We start from the raw sequence: 15,912 nt of genomic DNA, 5'->3' as shown, positions 1-15,912 counted from the left end.
GGCCGAGTTTACTCATCCGCATGCGAAGCAGATGATTAAGTCACTCTAAATATTCATGGCAAAGAAATGGTTAACCGCAGCCGGCAAGAATTGCGGTCCGATTCTCGATAGCGCTGCTGCGCGTCAAACGCGCGGACACTGCAGGCTCAGCTCGCCTTCTTGCGATCGGCCGCCGGCTGCACGACGCTGCGGGCCTCTTCCGGATGGCTGAGCATTCTTTCGCGCCGGCGGAAGCGGTAGCGCAGGACATGAAAGAGGAAGACCGGAATGCCGACGATGTAGCGCCGCCACAGGCGCGCGGGCTCCTGTATCAGGCGATAGGCCCATTCCAGACGCATCATCCGTACGGTCTTCGGCGCCCGCGGCACGGCGCCGGAGACGAAGTCGAAGAGCGCGCCCACCGTCAGCACCAGGCGCGCATGGTCGGCACGAATATTGTCATGAACCCATTTCTCCTGCAGCGGCGTCCCCATGCCGACGATCAGAATATCGAGTTTCTGGCGCTCGACCTCCTCGATGACATCCGTGGAGTCGACCTTGTCGAAAAATCCATCGGAAATAACCACAAACTCATGCCAGGGCGTGTGCTTGCGGAAATTTTCCGCCGCCGCCTCGACGACCGAGCGCTTGCCTCCGATGAGACCGATGCGGCGCGGGGTCTCCATGAAGGTGAGCAGGGCCGGCACGAAGTCGGTGCCGTTCAGATTGGCGGGAAATGGCCCACCATGGGCGATCTGCGATGCTATATTGAGGCCGATACCATCCGGCAGCACCAAGTTGTGCGACACGATCCGGTAATATTCATCGTCGCGCAGCGCCGTCAGCATGTTATGGGCGTTGACGAAGCAAACCACGGTCTGGCCGACGGGAATGGACGCCAGCTCGTTGATAAAAACGAGGGCATCGTCCCAGCCGAGATCGCAGACCGGCAGATCGAAGATCGTCCGCCGCGACGCAAGCACCGCGAAGTTTGCAATCAAATTCATTCCTACCTCCTGCCGAGGGTGCCTCATGCGCCCGAAATCCCGGAAAACAAGCCCATATTTCCGCACCCCGGAGGTCTCGAAAGAACCGGTCGCGTCACGCATGGACGGCGTCGCCCCGATCGCGGAAAACGGCGCATGCCAAGCTGTGCCACCTGATATAGCAGGACGGTTTCAAACAACCCTTAGGAAAATTCCTTGGATTTTGATGCTCGCATAAGTAGTTTGTTAACCAAAGGCGGCCCAACGACAAACGGCGCCCGAAGGCGCCGTTTGTGCATCGATGATCGGTTGCTTCAATGTGCGGGGGCCGATGCTTCCTCGGCTGGGGCGCCTTCGACGATCTTGACCGGTGCGCCGAGCTTCTTCGGTTGACCGGCCGAATTTTCCTTGACCTCTTCCTTGGAGAGATAATCGAGCTGCTCCAGCATCACGTCAGCGACATACTCGCCGCCGAGGCGCTCGTTCATGCCCTTCCTGATCTCCTCGCGAAAGGCTTTCGGGTCGAAGGATTTGATGTGGGCAAGATCGACCATCTTGTTGCCGACGAGCAGGCTGAAAAGTTCGTCGGTCGTCATCTCGGTGAGCGGCAAGGTCACGCCCTTCAGCATGTCCTTCTTCATCATGAAGGAAATGCGGCCGAGAAAATAACCGGTGATCGCACCGTCGCCGATGACCGGCACAGTGATCGTTTCACCCTTCACCAGTTCGAGCGCGCTCTGCTTGGAATCCGTTGCCGCGGGTGCCGGCGCCGTCGCCAGGTACACCGAAAAATAGACCGAGGCCAAGGTGATGGCGCAAACCCAGATACCGGTAAGGACGAGCTTGACCATCAGTTTCCACGCGCGGCGAATTGTTCCTGGGAATAGGTGCCGTCGGCGTCGGCGTCCTGAACCGCATTCTTCAGGAGGTCGGCCACGGCACGAACCGCTTCGAGATGCGCCTCGACACGCCTGGCGTTCAGAACCAGTTTCTTTTTCAGGCCGTGCAGCTGATCGAGATGGGCAGCGGCAAGCTCGGCCGGATCGGTATCGCGGAAAAGCATCGACAGCTCGTAGAGGCAACGGCTCTTGTGCGCGTTGGAGACCTTGAGATCAAATTGCGGATCGTTGCCGATCCGGGTGTTCTCATTGTCGATGATCATCTCGAGGCGTCCGAGAACGGATTTGATCCTGTATTCGTTCGAAACTATTTCCATTGTGTCCTCGATTATGTGTCGCTTGCTGTCTTGGAGTCGGCGGTCGGCGTGCCGAAGGTCCTGCGCTGGAAGTCGTCGATCATGCTGAGCGCTGTGTTGCGGTCGCGATCATCGGTCGAAGCGTTGACGATCTTGCCTTCCTGGCGGCGCAGCTGCTCGCTGTACATCTGCTTGGCGATGCCGATGCCATCGCCCTTGGCCATGGTGTTGCCGAGCTGCTCGGCCATCATGCCCTTCCAGATGTCGCCGGTCGCGCCCTTGCCGTAAACGTCTTCGCTCTCGCTCGGCAGCATCGACTTGACGAAGTTCTGCAGCACCATGGCCTCGAACTTCCGGTAGCTTTCCGGAACCTCCTCGGCCTTGGTGCGGTTCTGGATGTTGGAGAGGCCGCTCTTCTGGCCGATATGATCGAGAACGTCGACCGTATTGGAGAAGCCCTTGCCGTTCTCGGCGAGGCTCGTCGCGGCAAAGGCCGCACGGTTTGCCTTCAATTTCTCCTGGGCTGCCTGAACCTCCATGGGGTCGGCAGCTTTGACCACGTCCAGGACCAGATCACTGGGGGGCGAAATAGCCACGTTACAATCCTCTGAATTAAGATCGCAACGATTATGGTTTTTGAAGCTTGCTGGAGGCTGGCGTTGCGAATTGCTGATCGATTACATCGTAAACGGCATTGTCGTCGGCCTCGCGGCGCTCAGCGTCCAAGGCCTCTTTCATGCCCTCTTCGAGCCGATCGGCCTTGGCGCGCTCGCGCGACAGCCGCATCTCGTGGATCTGCTGCATGCCGGTCAGCTGCTGATCCTTGATGGTGAGCCGGCCGAATCGATCGGCATAATTCTGCGAGAAAGCGTGGTGGACGGGATCCATCGAGCCAAGCGCGACGATGACATCGTCCATCGCCGCATTGACCTCGATGCGTTGACGGCTGGTTTCGGCCAGATCGTTTTCCGCCATCCTTTCGATATGCCGCTGCACCGACAGGAGACGCTTGAGCTTCTGGGAGCGGCTCTTCTCGATCATGACAGCCTCATCGCCCGATATAGATCGAACTGAAGGCTTGGCCGAACTGGCTGACCAGCGCCGCAATCGAGATGTAAAGAAGGAAGAGCCCGCCCATCAGGAGATAGGGCGTGGAAATGAAATAGACCGGGATCTGCGGCGCCAGCTTGTTGATGAAGCCGATCGAGACGTTGAAGATCATGCCGTAGATCAGAAAGGGGCTCGACAGCCGCAGCATGATGTAGGTCGTCTGCTCGAGCGTGTCGGTGAAGGAGATCAGCGTCGCGCGCATCTGCACCAAGCCGCCGAAAGGCATGGTCGTGTAGGAATCGATCAGGGCGCGGAAGACGATGTGATGGAAATCCATGATGAAGAGAATCATGATGCCGGCAAAGGTGATGAAGGCGGAAAGGCTGGTCTCGGGAGTGTCTTCGATGACATCGGCCGAACCCGGTTGGGTATAGCCGACCATCATGGCGAGGATCGTCGCAGCGAATTGCATGCCGAGCGTATAGAGTCTGGCCAGCATGCCGTACATCACGCCGATCAGTGATTCGCTGAAGATCAGGCCGATATAGGTCGCGGATCCCGTATGAACGGCGGGATAAACGGTATCCCAGAGCAGCGGCATGACGGCGATCGACAGCGCGAGAGCAATGAAGACGCGCAGCTGCTCAGGCACGCGCGCCGAGGAAAAACCCGGAAGAACCAGCACACAGCCGCCGATCCGGCAGAAAACCAGAAACAGCGCAAGAACCGTCCCTTGCGGGTCTGTTATCATGAAATCGAGCCCAAAATCTTTATCTCGATGCCCTTGGCCAATTCGACATGCGACAGGACCGGGAGCGTGGCGAACAGCCGTTCGATGATCATGCGCACATAGGAGCGTGTTTCCGGCGACGTGACAAGGGCGAATGGCAGGCCGCGATCCATGAACTCACGGATAACTTTGCTGGCCTGCTCGCTGAACTCCTCCAGGCTGCGCGGATCGATGTCGAATTCGATCACCTCGCCCTTGGCATCGCGCTTCAGGGCCTGGTGGAAGGCGAGATCCCATTTGCTGCCGAGGCGCAACACACGCAAGACGCCATTATCGGCGAGATCGCCGCAGAGCTGCTGGGCCATGCGGATGCGGACATGCTCGACGATCTGCTCGGTCTTCCTGACATGCGGGGCAAGCTCGGCCACCGCTTCGAGAATGAGATGCAGGTTGCGGATCGAAACGCGCTCGGCAAGTAGGAGCTTGAGCACCGCCTGCAGGCCGGAATAGGACATGTGCGATGAGCAGATCTCATCGGCAAGCTTCTTGTATTCCGGGTCGAGGCGGTCGATCAGCACCTTGACGTCCTTGTAGGATAGAAGTTGCGGCAGGTTGTTGCGGATGACCTCGCTCATGTGCGTGAGCACGACGGAGACGTTGTCGATCGGCTGGAAGCCTTCGCGTTTCAGATCGTCGGCGAAGTTTTCGAGGATCGAGACGGCCGGCATTCCGAAAGCAGGTTCGCGGATTTCGTCGCCGGGAATGCTCGGCTTGCGACCGGCGCCGGTGACGACCAGGACTTCACCTACGCGCAGCAGGTTGGATGCGACCGTCGTGCCATGGATGCGGATCTGATAGGACTTCTCGGGAATGGCGATGTCGTCCGTGACCTTGATTTCCGGCACGACGAAACCGTATTGGGTGGCGAACTTCTTGCGCATCTTGCCGACGCGGAACGCCAGCTCCTGGTGAGCGCCGAGCAGGCGGGTCGACACCATCTTGCCGAGCGCGAGCTCGATCTCGGAGGTGCGGAGCACCGACTTGACCGAATCCTTCTCCAGCTCCTTGCTCTGGACGACCTTCTTTTCCTCCTGTTCGCGGCGAAGCTTGTTTTCAGCCTCGACCTGCCGCGGAATGAACCAGGCGCCGAAGGCGAGAAGACCGCCGAGGACGGTGAAGGGAATGGTCGGCAGGCCCGGCATCAGGCCGAGAACGAACATCAAGACGGCCGAGACGGAGAGCGCGCGGGGATAGCCGCTCAGCTGGTTGACGACAGCCTGGTCCGTGGAGCCGGTCGTACCGCCGCGTGACACGAGAAGGCCGGCTGCGAGCGAAACGATGAGGGCCGGCATCTGCGAGACGAGGCCGTCGCCGACGGAGAGCTTGACGAAGACGTCGGCCGCTTCGCCGATCGGCATGCCGTGACGGAAATAGCCGATGATTATGCCGCCGAAGACGTTGATCGCGGTGATGATGAGGCCGGCGACGGCATCGCCGCGCACGAATTTCGACGCACCATCCATCGCCCCGAAGAAGGAGCTCTCCTCTTCGAGCTCCCTGCGCCGGCGCTGGGCTTCCTTTTCATCGATGATGCCGGCCGAGAGATCGGCATCGATCGACATCTGCTTGCCGGGGATGGCGTCCAGGGTGAAACGCGCGCCGACTTCGGCGATACGCGTGGCACCCTTGGTGATGACGATGAAGTTGATGGTGATGAGGATCAGGAAGACGATCAGCCCGATGACGAAGTCGCCGGACATGACGAGACTGGCGAAACCGGCAATGACGCCGCCGGCCGCATCGTGGCCTTCATTGCCGTGGGACAGGATGACGCGGGTCGTCGCGATGTTGAGCGCCAATCGTGTCATCGTTGCGATCAGCAGAATGGTCGGAAAAGACGAGAAATCGAGCGGCTTCTGAATCCATAGCGCGACCATCAGGATCAGCACCGAGAAAGCAATCGAGAAGGCCAGCCCCATATCGATCAGGAACGGCGGGATCGGCAGGAAGAGAATGCAGATGATGCCGATGATGCCGAGGGCAAAACCGATATCGCGCAGGCTCGGGGCGACTTTCGGAAGGGGGAGTGCAGGTGGTTGCGCCATGACGATTCCGTCTCTTCATGAGAGGAGGCGGACATGAGTCCGCCCAATTCGGATCGAGAATTAAATGGCGAAGCTTGCGCGAAGGTGGCTCAGAAACCCGACTGAATGCGCGAAAAGACCAGATTGGTGAAAATGGAGATCTGTGAGCCGACGAAGGGGGCGGTGATTCCGACCACGACCAGCACCGCGACAATCTTCGGCACGAAGGTCAGTGTCGCTTCCTGCACCTGGGTAAGCGCCTGGATCAAGGCAATGACGAGACCCACCACCATCGCAGCGAGAACCGCCGGACCGGAGGCAATCAGGACCGTCCAGATTGCGGCCTGAAACAGATCCAATGCATCAGCTTCATTCATCTGAAGGCAACCTCATATCGCCTCGAAGCAGCCCCGCTATGACAGGGCTGCGATTGATCGGCATTGTCAGGTGCGCTGGCGCCCCTTTGCGTCAGGAGCTGCTGCTCGGCGCCTCGTCGGCGACAGTGATTCCCGCCTGCACGAGTATCTTACCGCCATCCGTGGTCGTCGCAATGATGCCGTCGGAATAAACCTTCACGGAATCGATGACGCCTTTGACGGTGCCGTCGGCGCTTTCCATATATTTGCCGACATAGCTGCTGGCCTGGGTCAGGCTCGAGCTTGCCAGGAGTGTATCCAGTTTGGTGTTGGTCTGGATCGTCTGCTCGACCTGCGAGAAGGTGGCAAGCTGAGCGACCTGTTCGCTTGCATCCATCGGATCGGTCGGATCCTGGTTCTTCATCTGCGCGATGAGCAGCTGAAGGAAGTTGTCGTAGTTCAGCGTCGCCTTGCTCTGAGTTGAGCTCGAGCTCGTCGTGGTCGAACTCGTCACGCTTGACGTTGCGTCTACCGCCATGGTGCGATCTCCCTGCGAATCTGCTCGACCATCGTCGGCGGCAGTTCGTGATTGTTGAGGATATTGTCTTCGATCGCGTAGAGACCGCGGATCGCCTTCAAGGCGTCGAAGGCGCGGCCGGTCGACACAAGCGCATCGATCCGCTTCAGCTCAGCGAGGATCTCTTCGTTCTTGAAGCAGGTGAGCAGCATGGTGATCGACTTGCGGAACATCGCCGTCGAGTGGTCCTTGCCCTCGGGATTGATGAGGATCATCTGCGCGATGAAATAGAGCTGGCGCAGGGGCGTCGTTGCGCCTTCCGGCTGGAGGACGTGATTCTCGAGAAGGAACGTCACATCGTTCAGGAATTCCAGCGCGACCTTGCGGTCGACACGCAGGACGGCGCCGTTGATGAAGATTCTTTCTCCGGCCTTCAGAGAAATGCGAAGTGTACTTTTCATTTAAGTCCATCCCTGATGATGGTGGTAACGTCGATGATGCCCTGGTAGTTATTAGACAGACGTTTTCTGATCCTGTCGCATTCCTTCAATATCCAGATCGCAATCGAGATGAGGTTAGCCCTGAGCTGGATATCCAGCTGGTTTTCCGGATGTTTCAGATCCTCGATAAAACTGATCCACACCCGGCGCGTATAAAACAGGGCTTCGATGGCTTCCCGACCATATTTTTCCTTGTCGCGCGCCAACGACAGCAGCTCTATGGACCGGTCAAGAACTTGCCATTCCCGCTCTTTCGCGTCGGCCACCGAGTCCTGCATGACTTCGGCATATGAGAACTGATACATTCATGCATCCTTCTTTATTGCGCGCCTTTGCTCATCAAAGGTAGTTCACAAGACTCAACTGCTGGATCTTCGAGACGATCGTGTAAGCGGTTTCAAGCTGCGTTTCCAAAGTCTTGACGAGAGTCGAAGCTTCGTACGGGTCGACGCCCTGAAGATCGACCAGCTTGTTCTTGATGATGTTCGACTGAGCGTCGAGAGCGTCATTGGACTTCTTGACGCGCTCCTGGGAGAGGCCGAGCTGGCTTGCCTGCGTCACGAGACCGCTTGTGGCTTTGGCCGTGTAGCTGATGGCCTGCTTGGACACCGTCGTCATTGCATCGGTGCTGAGGTCCTGCCCGAGCAGCGCGGTTGTCATGACCGAGGCAAGCGCCATATAACGCATGCCTTCGGAATTGGCATTGGTCGAGGATTCGATCACTTCCGAGTTGCTGATGCGGCTCGTCATATTCTGGCTCGATGCCTGCGACCAGCCGGTCGTCGTGTTGGTCCAGTTCGCTTCGCTGAACATCGGCTCAACCGTCGTCGTAATGAAGGTCTCCATTTCATCACCGGTGAGGTCGCTAACGCCCTTGCCGAGGCCGGTCGCATAAGTGTTCAGCGCAGTAACGATGGCGGCGCTCGTAGCGGTCGTCTTGTCGGTCAGCGGCTGTACGTCCGTGTTGATGCCGGAGAACAGATATTCCCCGTTCACCATGGTATTGGCCGTATCCATCATGGTCGAAAGTGCGCTGGTCGCCGACTGAATGGCGACGGTGACGCTGCCCGGATCGTGGCTGCCCTGCAACGCCGTCAGCTTCGAAACAAGGCCATCGCCCACATCCTTCATCTTGGAAAGACCGAGCTGCGAGGATTCCATGCGTGCGCTGACAAGCGAATTGCTTGATTTGATTGAATCGATTCTGTCGGTCTCGCGGGTGAAATCCACGCTTCTGGCCGCATTGCCGCCGAGCGAGACGCCGATATCCGCATAGACCCCCGTGGTCGCTTCCATCGTCGCCTTCGTCATCTGGTTCTGCGCCTGACGGATCGTCAACCGCATCGCATTTTGAATGGCCGAACTTGAAATAAATGAGCTCTTCATGGCTTAACTCGCAATATCCAGCAATGACTTCAGCATTTCGTCTACGGCGTTCAGAATCTTGGTCGCCGCTTTGTAGGACTGCTCGATATCAAGGAGCAGCGTCAGCTCCTCGTCGAGGTTGACGCCGGTCTCATTGGAATAGGCTTCGTCGGAGCGCGACAGTGCCGCCGAAGTGTTCTCCGCCGCCGTCGTGGCGTTGCTGCGGTACTGCTCGAGCCAGCCGAGGGAATTCGTGGCATATTCCATGATGCTGACGTTGGAATCGATGCCCGTCGTGGCGTCGAAGCCGACCGTCGTTCCCGTTGCCGGGTCGAAATCCATGTCGGAGCCCAAGGCATTATAAAGACTGTCGAGGTCCGTCGTATAACCGCTGAGGTGGGTCGGATTGTTGACGACGCCATCGGCGTTGACGCCGCCATCCCGCAGGCGCATCGGGTCGCCGCCCTGCGAGGTGATGACGGTGCTGCTGACGGTGATGGTCGAAGCCATGCCGGCAACAGCAGAGCTGCCGGCCTCCACCGTGTCGCCGCTCCAGGTGAAGAGACCGGTCACATAGGTCGGGGTGCCCGAGATGCTCTGCTCTTTGAAGAGCGAGACCAGGCCGCGAGCGATTTCATCGAGCTGCTTCTGAAAGTTCGGGGCGATCTCGTCACGGACCTGCAGCAGCGACTGAAGGCTTCCCTGCCCCGTCGCCGTCGATCCGCTGCCGCGCGCAAGCGCGACACCGTCGATATAGACCGAATTGCCGGTGATGGAGGCGGTATAGACATCCTGGGACTTGAAGGTCACGGTGCGCGGAACCGTCTCGAAAAGGATCGTCCCGTCGGTCGTGCTCAGCACCATGTCGTTGTTGTCGCGCGTCGTCGCGCTGACGCCCACGATCTGTGAAATCTGCTTGAGAGCCTTCTCGCGCTCATCCAGAGCGCCGGATGCATCCGTACCCGAAGCCGTGGCGGTCTTCACCGCATTGTTGGCCGTCTCGAACTGGCTGAGCAGCGTATTCAGCTTCTCGACGTCGGTGGCGATCTGCTTGTCGGCGTTGGCGCGAACGTCCTGAACGGAAGTCGACGCGTTGTTCAGCGAGTTAGCGACGTCCTGGGCGGCGGTGATGGCGCCCTGGGCAGCGACGGTGCTGCCCGGCGTCGTGCGGAAGGCCTGAAGTTTCTGCTGGAAAACACCGAGATAGGTGGATGGCGCCGTTTCGTAATCGTTGCCACCCACGATCGACTTGAGATCCTCGAGACCGCTGAGCAGGGTCTGTTGGGCGCTGTCCTGAGAGGACGACTTCAAATACTGGCGCAGCAGGGCATCTTCCTGCGCCCGGTCGATCTTGACGACCTGTGCGCCGTTCAGGGACGTGGTGAGCATCGCCTGCCGGCGCACGTAATCCTTGTTGCCGGCATTCGAAATATTGTTCGATACGACACTGCTCTGCGTGCCGGTATTGTTGAATATTCCCTGCGCGGTATTAAGTGCTGACGTGAGCGACATGGCTTACCCGTTACCCTGATTATCTCTTGAGCCCGATTATCTCTTGAGGTTGACGAGGACGTCCATGATGTCGGACCCCGTCTGGAACACCTTGGAATTGGCGGTATAGCTGCGCTGCGCTTCGATCATCTCTGTGAGCTCGCCGGCGAGGTCGACGTTCGAACCTTCGAGAGCGCCCGATTTGATGGTGCCGAGACCGTTGGTCTGCGCGAAGCCGGTGACGGTGACGCCCGACTGGCCGTTGGCGCTGTAGACGTTGCCGCTCATCAGCGTCAGCTTATCGGGGCTCGCCACATTGGCGAGCGGAATGCGGTAGAGCGGCTTTGTGCTGCCATCCTCGTATTTGGCGTAGACGATGCCGTCGCCGTCGATCGTGACGTCCTTGACCGGGCTGGCGGCCTGGCCGTTCGGCGTGCCGGTGCCGGCAAACTCGGAGGCGAGTTGGGTGAAGCCCGTGAGGTCCATGTCGATCGACAGGCCCGTCGTCGCCGTATCGTCGATCGTGACGGCGCCCGTCGAGTTGGTTATTTTTCCAGCGGCGTCGAAATCGAGCGTGGTCGTGCCGACAGCGGCGCTGCTGTAAGGGAAGGAGGTCGTGCCGCCCGTCGCCGCATCGGCGTTGCGGAAGATCGCAACCTCCCAGGTGCTGGCGGTACCGGTAGACGGCGGCGGCGTCGTGACTGAGGTCTTGGTGAAGTAGAAGTCGTACATCACCTTGTTGCCGAGACTGTCGTAGGCGACCATCGAGAACTTCTTGGTGTCAGTCGTCGTGGTGCCGCTAGCACCGTTATCGCTCGGGAGATTAGCCGTAACAACAGTGGCGTTGGAATTGAGGTTGCCTGTGAAGACACCTGAGGTCGAGGCGATGGCGGTCAGGCCACTCTGGGTGACGTTGATCGGAACGAGGCCGTCGAAACCGTTGACGACGACGGCGGGAGCGCCGGAGTCGTAGGAATAGCCCATCAGCTGAAAGCCGGCGGAATTGACGAGGTTGCCTTCGTCGTCCTTGGTGAAATCGCCGGCGCGGGTCAGAACCGGCGTGCCGTCGGCACCCTGAACGATGAAGAAGCCATCGCCCGAGATCGCAAGGTCGGTGCTGGAGGTGGTGTAGGAAATATCGCCCTGGTCGGAGACGGCCTGCCGGACGGAGGTTTGAACGCCGCCGGAATTGTAATTGCCGCCCGAGGAGGGAAGAACCAGCGACGAGAAGCTCGTCGACACGGCCTTGTAACCGGTCGTGTTAACGTTGGCGATGTTGTCGGAGACGGTGCTGAGGCGGTTCGCCTGCGCATTCATTCCCGATACCGCCGTCTTCATGCTGCCGAAAATGCTCATCTGAAAACCTCGTTCTACCTGTTAAACTCGAGAGTATTTGTCGGGCCTTGCGTGAAGCTGTCTGTCATGGCGAGCAGCAAGGCCAATATCGAGGTTGAGCCGGTCGCCGCCACCCGGCCGGAAAATCAGGCCCAATCGATGCAGTAGCCGAGGAAGCGCTTGGAATCGACCGGATCGACGCCGAGCTTCTTACGCAGCTTCTTGCGCAGCTTCGAGATGTGGCTTTCGACGACGTTCTCCTCGACCTCTTCATCGAAGATGCCGTAGATGGCGTTGAAGATCTGGGTCTTGGTGACCCGGCGACCGCGGTTGGCGATCAAATATTCGAGGATGCGGCGCTCGCGCCGGGGAAGCGCAAAGACCTCGCCGTTGATCTCGGGGTCACGGCCATCCGAGAAAACGCGGATGCCACCGATATCGGTATAGTTGGCGATCGCCTTCAGCCGGCGCCGGATCGCGGCCGCTCTGGCGAGAATTTCGCGGGGATGAACCGGCTTGCGCACCACGTCGTCGACGCCGCAATCGAAAAGCGCAAGCGTGTTTTCAAGCGAGGGCTGATCGCTGACCGCAATCACCGGCGCCATCGAACGGTCCCGGATCGCCCGGGGCAGTTCGAAGCTGCGCTGGCCTTGCCCGATCAGAAAGGCCTCGACCGCCGCAATATCCGAATCGGCGGCGGTCTGCACCCACTCGCCGAATTCCGATGGATCAAAGCCGGTGGAGGGAATGCCCTCCCGGCCGAACAGGGATGTGTATCCGTCTTTTACGAGCTCACGCTCATCAACCACTACGATCATTCGTCCGCCTCCGAATCAGCGTGGCACTTCGATGATCTATGGGTACGAATCGCACGAATCGGCGACAACTCGTTAAAGTGAATGGCAGAAATTAATAATTGATTAAGACCTGTGTGGCGATTTGATCTACATATAGTGGCTGCGTTTGGATATCCACACAAAAGTTTCGTGGAAAAGTTAACGAGCAGTTAAATGTGACTTGCACACCGATTTGGCGCCGGATTCCTGCCACATTACGACACAGTTTCGTCATAATTCGGCACTTCCCTCTTTGGTTGAATTAATTTCGGCAGAAGTTACTCGCATTGGGAGTCCACTTGCCATAGCCGGTGGCCACCAAATTTGCGATGACGCGGCAGACATATTGCTTCTGCGCCGGGTTGTTATTCGGCCCTGCATGGTATCTTGCTACCGCCATCGTCCACGTCTCATGACGGTCATGCAGGTTGCGGAGAAACTTCGCCGCATATTCGACGTTGCGATGCGGATCGAACATATCTTCGGCGGAGGCAAAATTCTCGCCGTGATAATAGTGATTGATCTGCATGCATCCGATGTCGATGAGCTTCGCCCCGCTCCTGCGGGCGACATCGAACTGCCTCATCGCATCCTGTTCCGAGGGCGGAAAAATCGCTTTGCCTTCGACGTTCATGGCATAGGGATAGAGTGAGCCCTTGCGACCGGTCTCCGTCAGGCCGACCGAATAGAGGATGCCTTCCGGGATACCGTATTTGACCGCAGCCGACTGGATTTCGCGTTCGCAGGCACCGGTGGAAGCGGCCGCCTCAGAGGTAAACGCCGCCAGCACCGCTGTTGCGAGCACCGCCAGCAGAGACGTCTTCGATACCGGTCTCGCCTGCGCCATTGAAGCCTCCATCCATCCGCTGCGCCATCTGATTGTGGCGCTCCCGCGCCTCGCCGCCCTGCCCTTGCTGAGGCAGCGACTGCTGCTGGGAGGCCTGCCCCTGGTTGCCGGCGTCGGCCCGCTCGACGGGGGCCATGCTGATGGTGACGTTGTCGACCGCATAGCCCTGGCTGCGCAGCGCTTCGAGAATCTTGCCGTGATCTTCCTTCAGCTGCCGGTAGGCGGTGCTGGTTTCGACCTTGAGGTCCACATTCAGGGCGTCGCCGGCAAGGCGCATGGTCGCCGTCACCAGGCCGAGATCGATCGGGTTCATCTGGATCTTCAGCGTATTGACCACCTTGCCGGTGCTCGTCCATTCCGCCGCGTTGGAGAGCGCCGAACTCGGCTGCATGGCGCGCGCCCATTCGGAATCACCGGAGAGAGCGGCAGTGACCGCAGCAGAATTGGTATTCTGCGCCAGGCCGATATAGCGGCGCGTTTCGAGGACCGAGACGTTCTCGATATCGGTCTGCTTCGCACCCTCCTTGGACCCGGGCTGTTCCGCGTGAACGTCCACCGAAACGCCGCGGCCATCGGCGCGGCTGATCCGGAACGTCCGGGCGTCGGCGGCTTCGGTGTTCTCGGCGCCGGGAACCTTGATGTCATCAGCCTTGACGCTTTCGACATTGCCGCTGACGACCGCAAGGGCGTCGGATGCGTGCCCGCTCGTTTTGGCGTCGATACCAGCGGTCGTCTTCTCGGCAGATCCGGCCTGGTCGGTCTTGGTGAAGGCTTGATGGACGGCTGCAACGGCCGGCGAAGCCGTGCCATTAGCGGCCTCCTGCTTCAGCAGCCCGAGCACATCGGAGATGCCGCCGTCCTCGGACTCACCGTCCTTATCCGCATCTGCTTTCGGGATGTCCGTCTTGACGCGCTTGACGCCCTTGGCCCCCTGCGCGGTCTCGTCCGCGGACTGATCCTTGGCATCGGGCTTGCCGACGCCGGCGGGCAATTTGAGCTCATCCTTCGCAGGCTTTGCGGCAACCTTCTCGACATTGGCGACCCTTTCCGACTGCACCTCGGCCTGCGCCTTCAGCGCGGCGTTGCCGAGATCGATCAGCGGTTTGGCGCCGCTGCGGCTACGGATCGTCCGCGCCACTTTCCCTGCATCGCCATCGGCGACACCCTGATCCGGCTGTGCATCGTCGGGTGCGTCGTCGACGGCGCTGCCGCCTGTCTTGGCAAGCACATCGGAGAAGCCGCCCTGCTGACCGGCGGGATTGCCCTTTCCCTTCGCGGATTTCGCGGCCGCAGCCGCCTCCGCACCAGAGGCTCCGCCCGAGACGCTCAAATCCATCATTGTTCGTTGCCTTCCTGCGCCAGAAGACCATCGATCTCGTCGAGCTTGGATCGGCTGGTCGTCACAAATGCGTTGAATGAGGAGTCGGTATCCTGGCTCTGGCCAGTCGATGCCACACCTCCTGGAACAGGCCCGGGAGGCGCGCCTGGCGTTCCCGGTTGCGTGGCTATCGCCGCAGCCTTTTCAGAAGTGATTTCTTGATGAGAAGTGTTAGAATTCAATGCTTGCGTCAAGCTTGCCGGATCCGGCGCACGCAGGATCTGCTCGGCGACGGACCGCGCCGCCGCCTGCAGCGCCTGATCCCGCGGCGAAAGCGTTTCACCGTCGATGCCGCTGACATTCTTCGCCGCCTGGTCGATATCCTGCGTGGGAAGGCCGGCCATGCCGCCATAAAAATCTGCGAGCGGGCCAAAGGCATTGTCGGTGCCCGCGCCAAGCAACTGCACATGTTCGACCGCCATGCGCGCCAACTCGGGCTTGCCCGCTATCGCGGCAGCGCGGGCGATGCGCAGATAGACCTCGCGCTGGCGCGGGGCATCCATGAAGGAGAGGATATCGACGACATCCTGCGGTTTCACGTCGTGATCATGGGCGACGACGAGCTTGACGAAAAGATCGGCGAACTGACTGGCATAGGGCGAATGCAGGAAGCGCCTGGCATAACGCTGCGAATAGGCGAGCCCCTTGTCGAGCATTCCCTTGTCGACGCAGATGGCGAGGGAACGGCGCAAGGCTGCCTCCTCGACGATCGTGCCCGGCGCGGCAAGACGTGCCTGGTCGTAGAGATCAAGCGCATCTGTCGGTTTCGTGGCGATCAGCACGTTGCCGCCGATCAGCGCCAAGTATGGGCCGATCTTCTTGTCACGATATTCCCTGGCGGTTTCCTCCAGCGTCTTGGCGACGAGCAGCCCCTTGCCGGTCAGATATTTGCGCAGCACATCGGTGACGCGATTATCGAAATAGCCGTCGACGTCATGGGCGATCAGATATTCGAGCGTCTGGGGATTGCCGCCGCTCATTGTATAGATCAGCGCCGCATCGACATTGCGGTCATCATCGAAAATCTTTGTATTGGCAGTTCGCAGCCGCTCGTCGATGGTACCCAGCATGAAACGCTGCATTTCGCCGGCCGAATGATCGCCGGCGACGACGGAATCCTGCACGAACTGCAGCGACCGCAGCATCTTGTACGGCGCAAGATCGTCCGGATCCTGCGCTTTGCCTGCGGCAGGCGAAAGCATCGCCAGGCCGAGGGCCATAAATCCGACGTAGCGATGCTGCCGACGCGCCATCCGACTATCC

General features: G+C 59.5%; 18 protein-coding genes. All 18 read right to left on the bottom strand.

Annotation, left to right across the window (positions count from 1 at the left end; genetic code table 11):
* Positions 1-146: 146 nt before the first annotated feature.
* The gene (locus ACQ7C1_RS00975; protein ID WP_430956982.1) at positions 147-986 is read right to left on the bottom strand and encodes a WecB/TagA/CpsF family glycosyltransferase; all 840 of its coding nucleotides are present in this window, start codon (positions 984-986) and stop codon (positions 147-149) included.
* A gap of 293 nt (positions 987-1,279) precedes the next feature.
* On the bottom strand, positions 1,280-1,816 hold the full coding sequence (locus ACQ7C1_RS00970) for a hypothetical protein (RefSeq protein WP_430956981.1): 537 nt from the start codon (positions 1,814-1,816) through the stop codon (positions 1,280-1,282).
* Positions 1,816-2,181 carry a hypothetical protein gene (locus ACQ7C1_RS00965; protein ID WP_003556590.1) on the bottom strand — a complete coding sequence of 122 codons (366 nt, stop codon included), beginning with the start codon at positions 2,179-2,181 and terminating at the stop codon, positions 1,816-1,818. The genes ACQ7C1_RS00970 and ACQ7C1_RS00965 overlap by 1 nt, the downstream gene beginning before the upstream one ends.
* 11 nt (positions 2,182-2,192) lie before the next feature.
* Entirely contained in the window at positions 2,193-2,756 is a 564-nt protein-coding gene (locus ACQ7C1_RS00960; protein WP_430956980.1) for a rod-binding protein, read from the bottom strand.
* Positions 2,757-2,787: 31 nt separating this feature from the next.
* The gene (locus tag ACQ7C1_RS00955) at positions 2,788-3,201 is read right to left on the bottom strand and encodes a hypothetical protein (protein ID WP_064800702.1); all 414 of its coding nucleotides are present in this window, start codon (positions 3,199-3,201) and stop codon (positions 2,788-2,790) included.
* A 7-nt stretch (positions 3,202-3,208) separates the two neighbouring features.
* Positions 3,209-3,961: a flagellar biosynthetic protein FliR gene (gene fliR / locus ACQ7C1_RS00950; protein ID WP_085776976.1), complete on the bottom strand. Its 753-nt coding sequence runs from the start codon at positions 3,959-3,961 to the stop codon at positions 3,209-3,211.
* Positions 3,958-6,045, bottom strand: coding sequence for a flagellar biosynthesis protein FlhA (gene flhA, locus ACQ7C1_RS00945; RefSeq protein WP_085776975.1), 2,088 nt, complete (start codon positions 6,043-6,045; stop codon positions 3,958-3,960). Before flhA ends, fliR begins: the two co-directional genes overlap by 4 nt.
* 89 nt (positions 6,046-6,134) lie before the next feature.
* Positions 6,135-6,401, bottom strand: coding sequence for a flagellar biosynthesis protein FliQ (fliQ, locus tag ACQ7C1_RS00940; protein ID WP_011424049.1), 267 nt, complete (start codon positions 6,399-6,401; stop codon positions 6,135-6,137).
* Between the two features lie 91 nt (positions 6,402-6,492).
* The gene (gene flgD, locus ACQ7C1_RS00935; RefSeq protein WP_430956979.1) at positions 6,493-6,918 is read right to left on the bottom strand and encodes a flagellar hook assembly protein FlgD; all 426 of its coding nucleotides are present in this window, start codon (positions 6,916-6,918) and stop codon (positions 6,493-6,495) included.
* Positions 6,909-7,358, bottom strand: a complete 450-nt coding sequence (gene flbT, locus ACQ7C1_RS00930) for a flagellar biosynthesis repressor FlbT (protein WP_012482697.1) — start codon at positions 7,356-7,358, stop codon at positions 6,909-6,911. Before flbT ends, flgD begins: the two co-directional genes overlap by 10 nt.
* On the bottom strand, positions 7,355-7,702 hold the full coding sequence (gene flaF, locus ACQ7C1_RS00925) for a flagellar biosynthesis regulator FlaF (protein ID WP_184457306.1): 348 nt from the start codon (positions 7,700-7,702) through the stop codon (positions 7,355-7,357). The genes flbT and flaF overlap by 4 nt, the downstream gene beginning before the upstream one ends.
* 34 nt (positions 7,703-7,736) lie before the next feature.
* A complete protein-coding gene (locus ACQ7C1_RS00920) occupies positions 7,737-8,783 on the bottom strand; it encodes a flagellar hook-associated family protein (protein ID WP_430956978.1) in 1,047 nt (348 codons plus the stop codon).
* Between the two features lie 3 nt (positions 8,784-8,786).
* Positions 8,787-10,274: a flagellar hook-associated protein FlgK gene (gene flgK / locus ACQ7C1_RS00915; RefSeq protein ID WP_430956977.1), complete on the bottom strand. Its 1,488-nt coding sequence runs from the start codon at positions 10,272-10,274 to the stop codon at positions 8,787-8,789.
* Between the two features lie 36 nt (positions 10,275-10,310).
* Positions 10,311-11,609 carry a flagellar hook protein FlgE gene (locus ACQ7C1_RS00910; RefSeq protein ID WP_430956976.1) on the bottom strand — a complete coding sequence of 433 codons (1,299 nt, stop codon included), beginning with the start codon at positions 11,607-11,609 and terminating at the stop codon, positions 10,311-10,313.
* Between the two features lie 125 nt (positions 11,610-11,734).
* Complete coding sequence (gene rem, locus ACQ7C1_RS00905; protein WP_064709879.1) at positions 11,735-12,406, bottom strand: transcriptional activator Rem; 672 nt, start codon at positions 12,404-12,406, stop codon at positions 11,735-11,737.
* A 280-nt stretch (positions 12,407-12,686) separates the two neighbouring features.
* The gene (locus ACQ7C1_RS00900; RefSeq protein WP_430956975.1) at positions 12,687-13,271 is read right to left on the bottom strand and encodes a lytic transglycosylase domain-containing protein; all 585 of its coding nucleotides are present in this window, start codon (positions 13,269-13,271) and stop codon (positions 12,687-12,689) included.
* A complete protein-coding gene (locus ACQ7C1_RS00895) occupies positions 13,192-14,610 on the bottom strand; it encodes a flagellar hook-length control protein FliK (RefSeq protein ID WP_430956974.1) in 1,419 nt (472 codons plus the stop codon). The genes ACQ7C1_RS00900 and ACQ7C1_RS00895 overlap by 80 nt, the downstream gene beginning before the upstream one ends.
* Positions 14,607-15,902, bottom strand: coding sequence for a chemotaxis protein MotC (gene motC, locus ACQ7C1_RS00890; RefSeq protein ID WP_430956973.1), 1,296 nt, complete (start codon positions 15,900-15,902; stop codon positions 14,607-14,609). Before motC ends, ACQ7C1_RS00895 begins: the two co-directional genes overlap by 4 nt.
* Positions 15,903-15,912 lie beyond the last annotated feature (10 nt).

The organism is Rhizobium sp. Nf11,1 (assembly GCF_050587665.1).
In the GTDB taxonomy this organism is placed as follows: domain Bacteria; phylum Pseudomonadota; class Alphaproteobacteria; order Rhizobiales; family Rhizobiaceae; genus Rhizobium.
The sequence above is the reverse complement of the archived record's forward strand: the minus strand, read 5'-3'. Positions and strand labels throughout refer to the sequence as shown.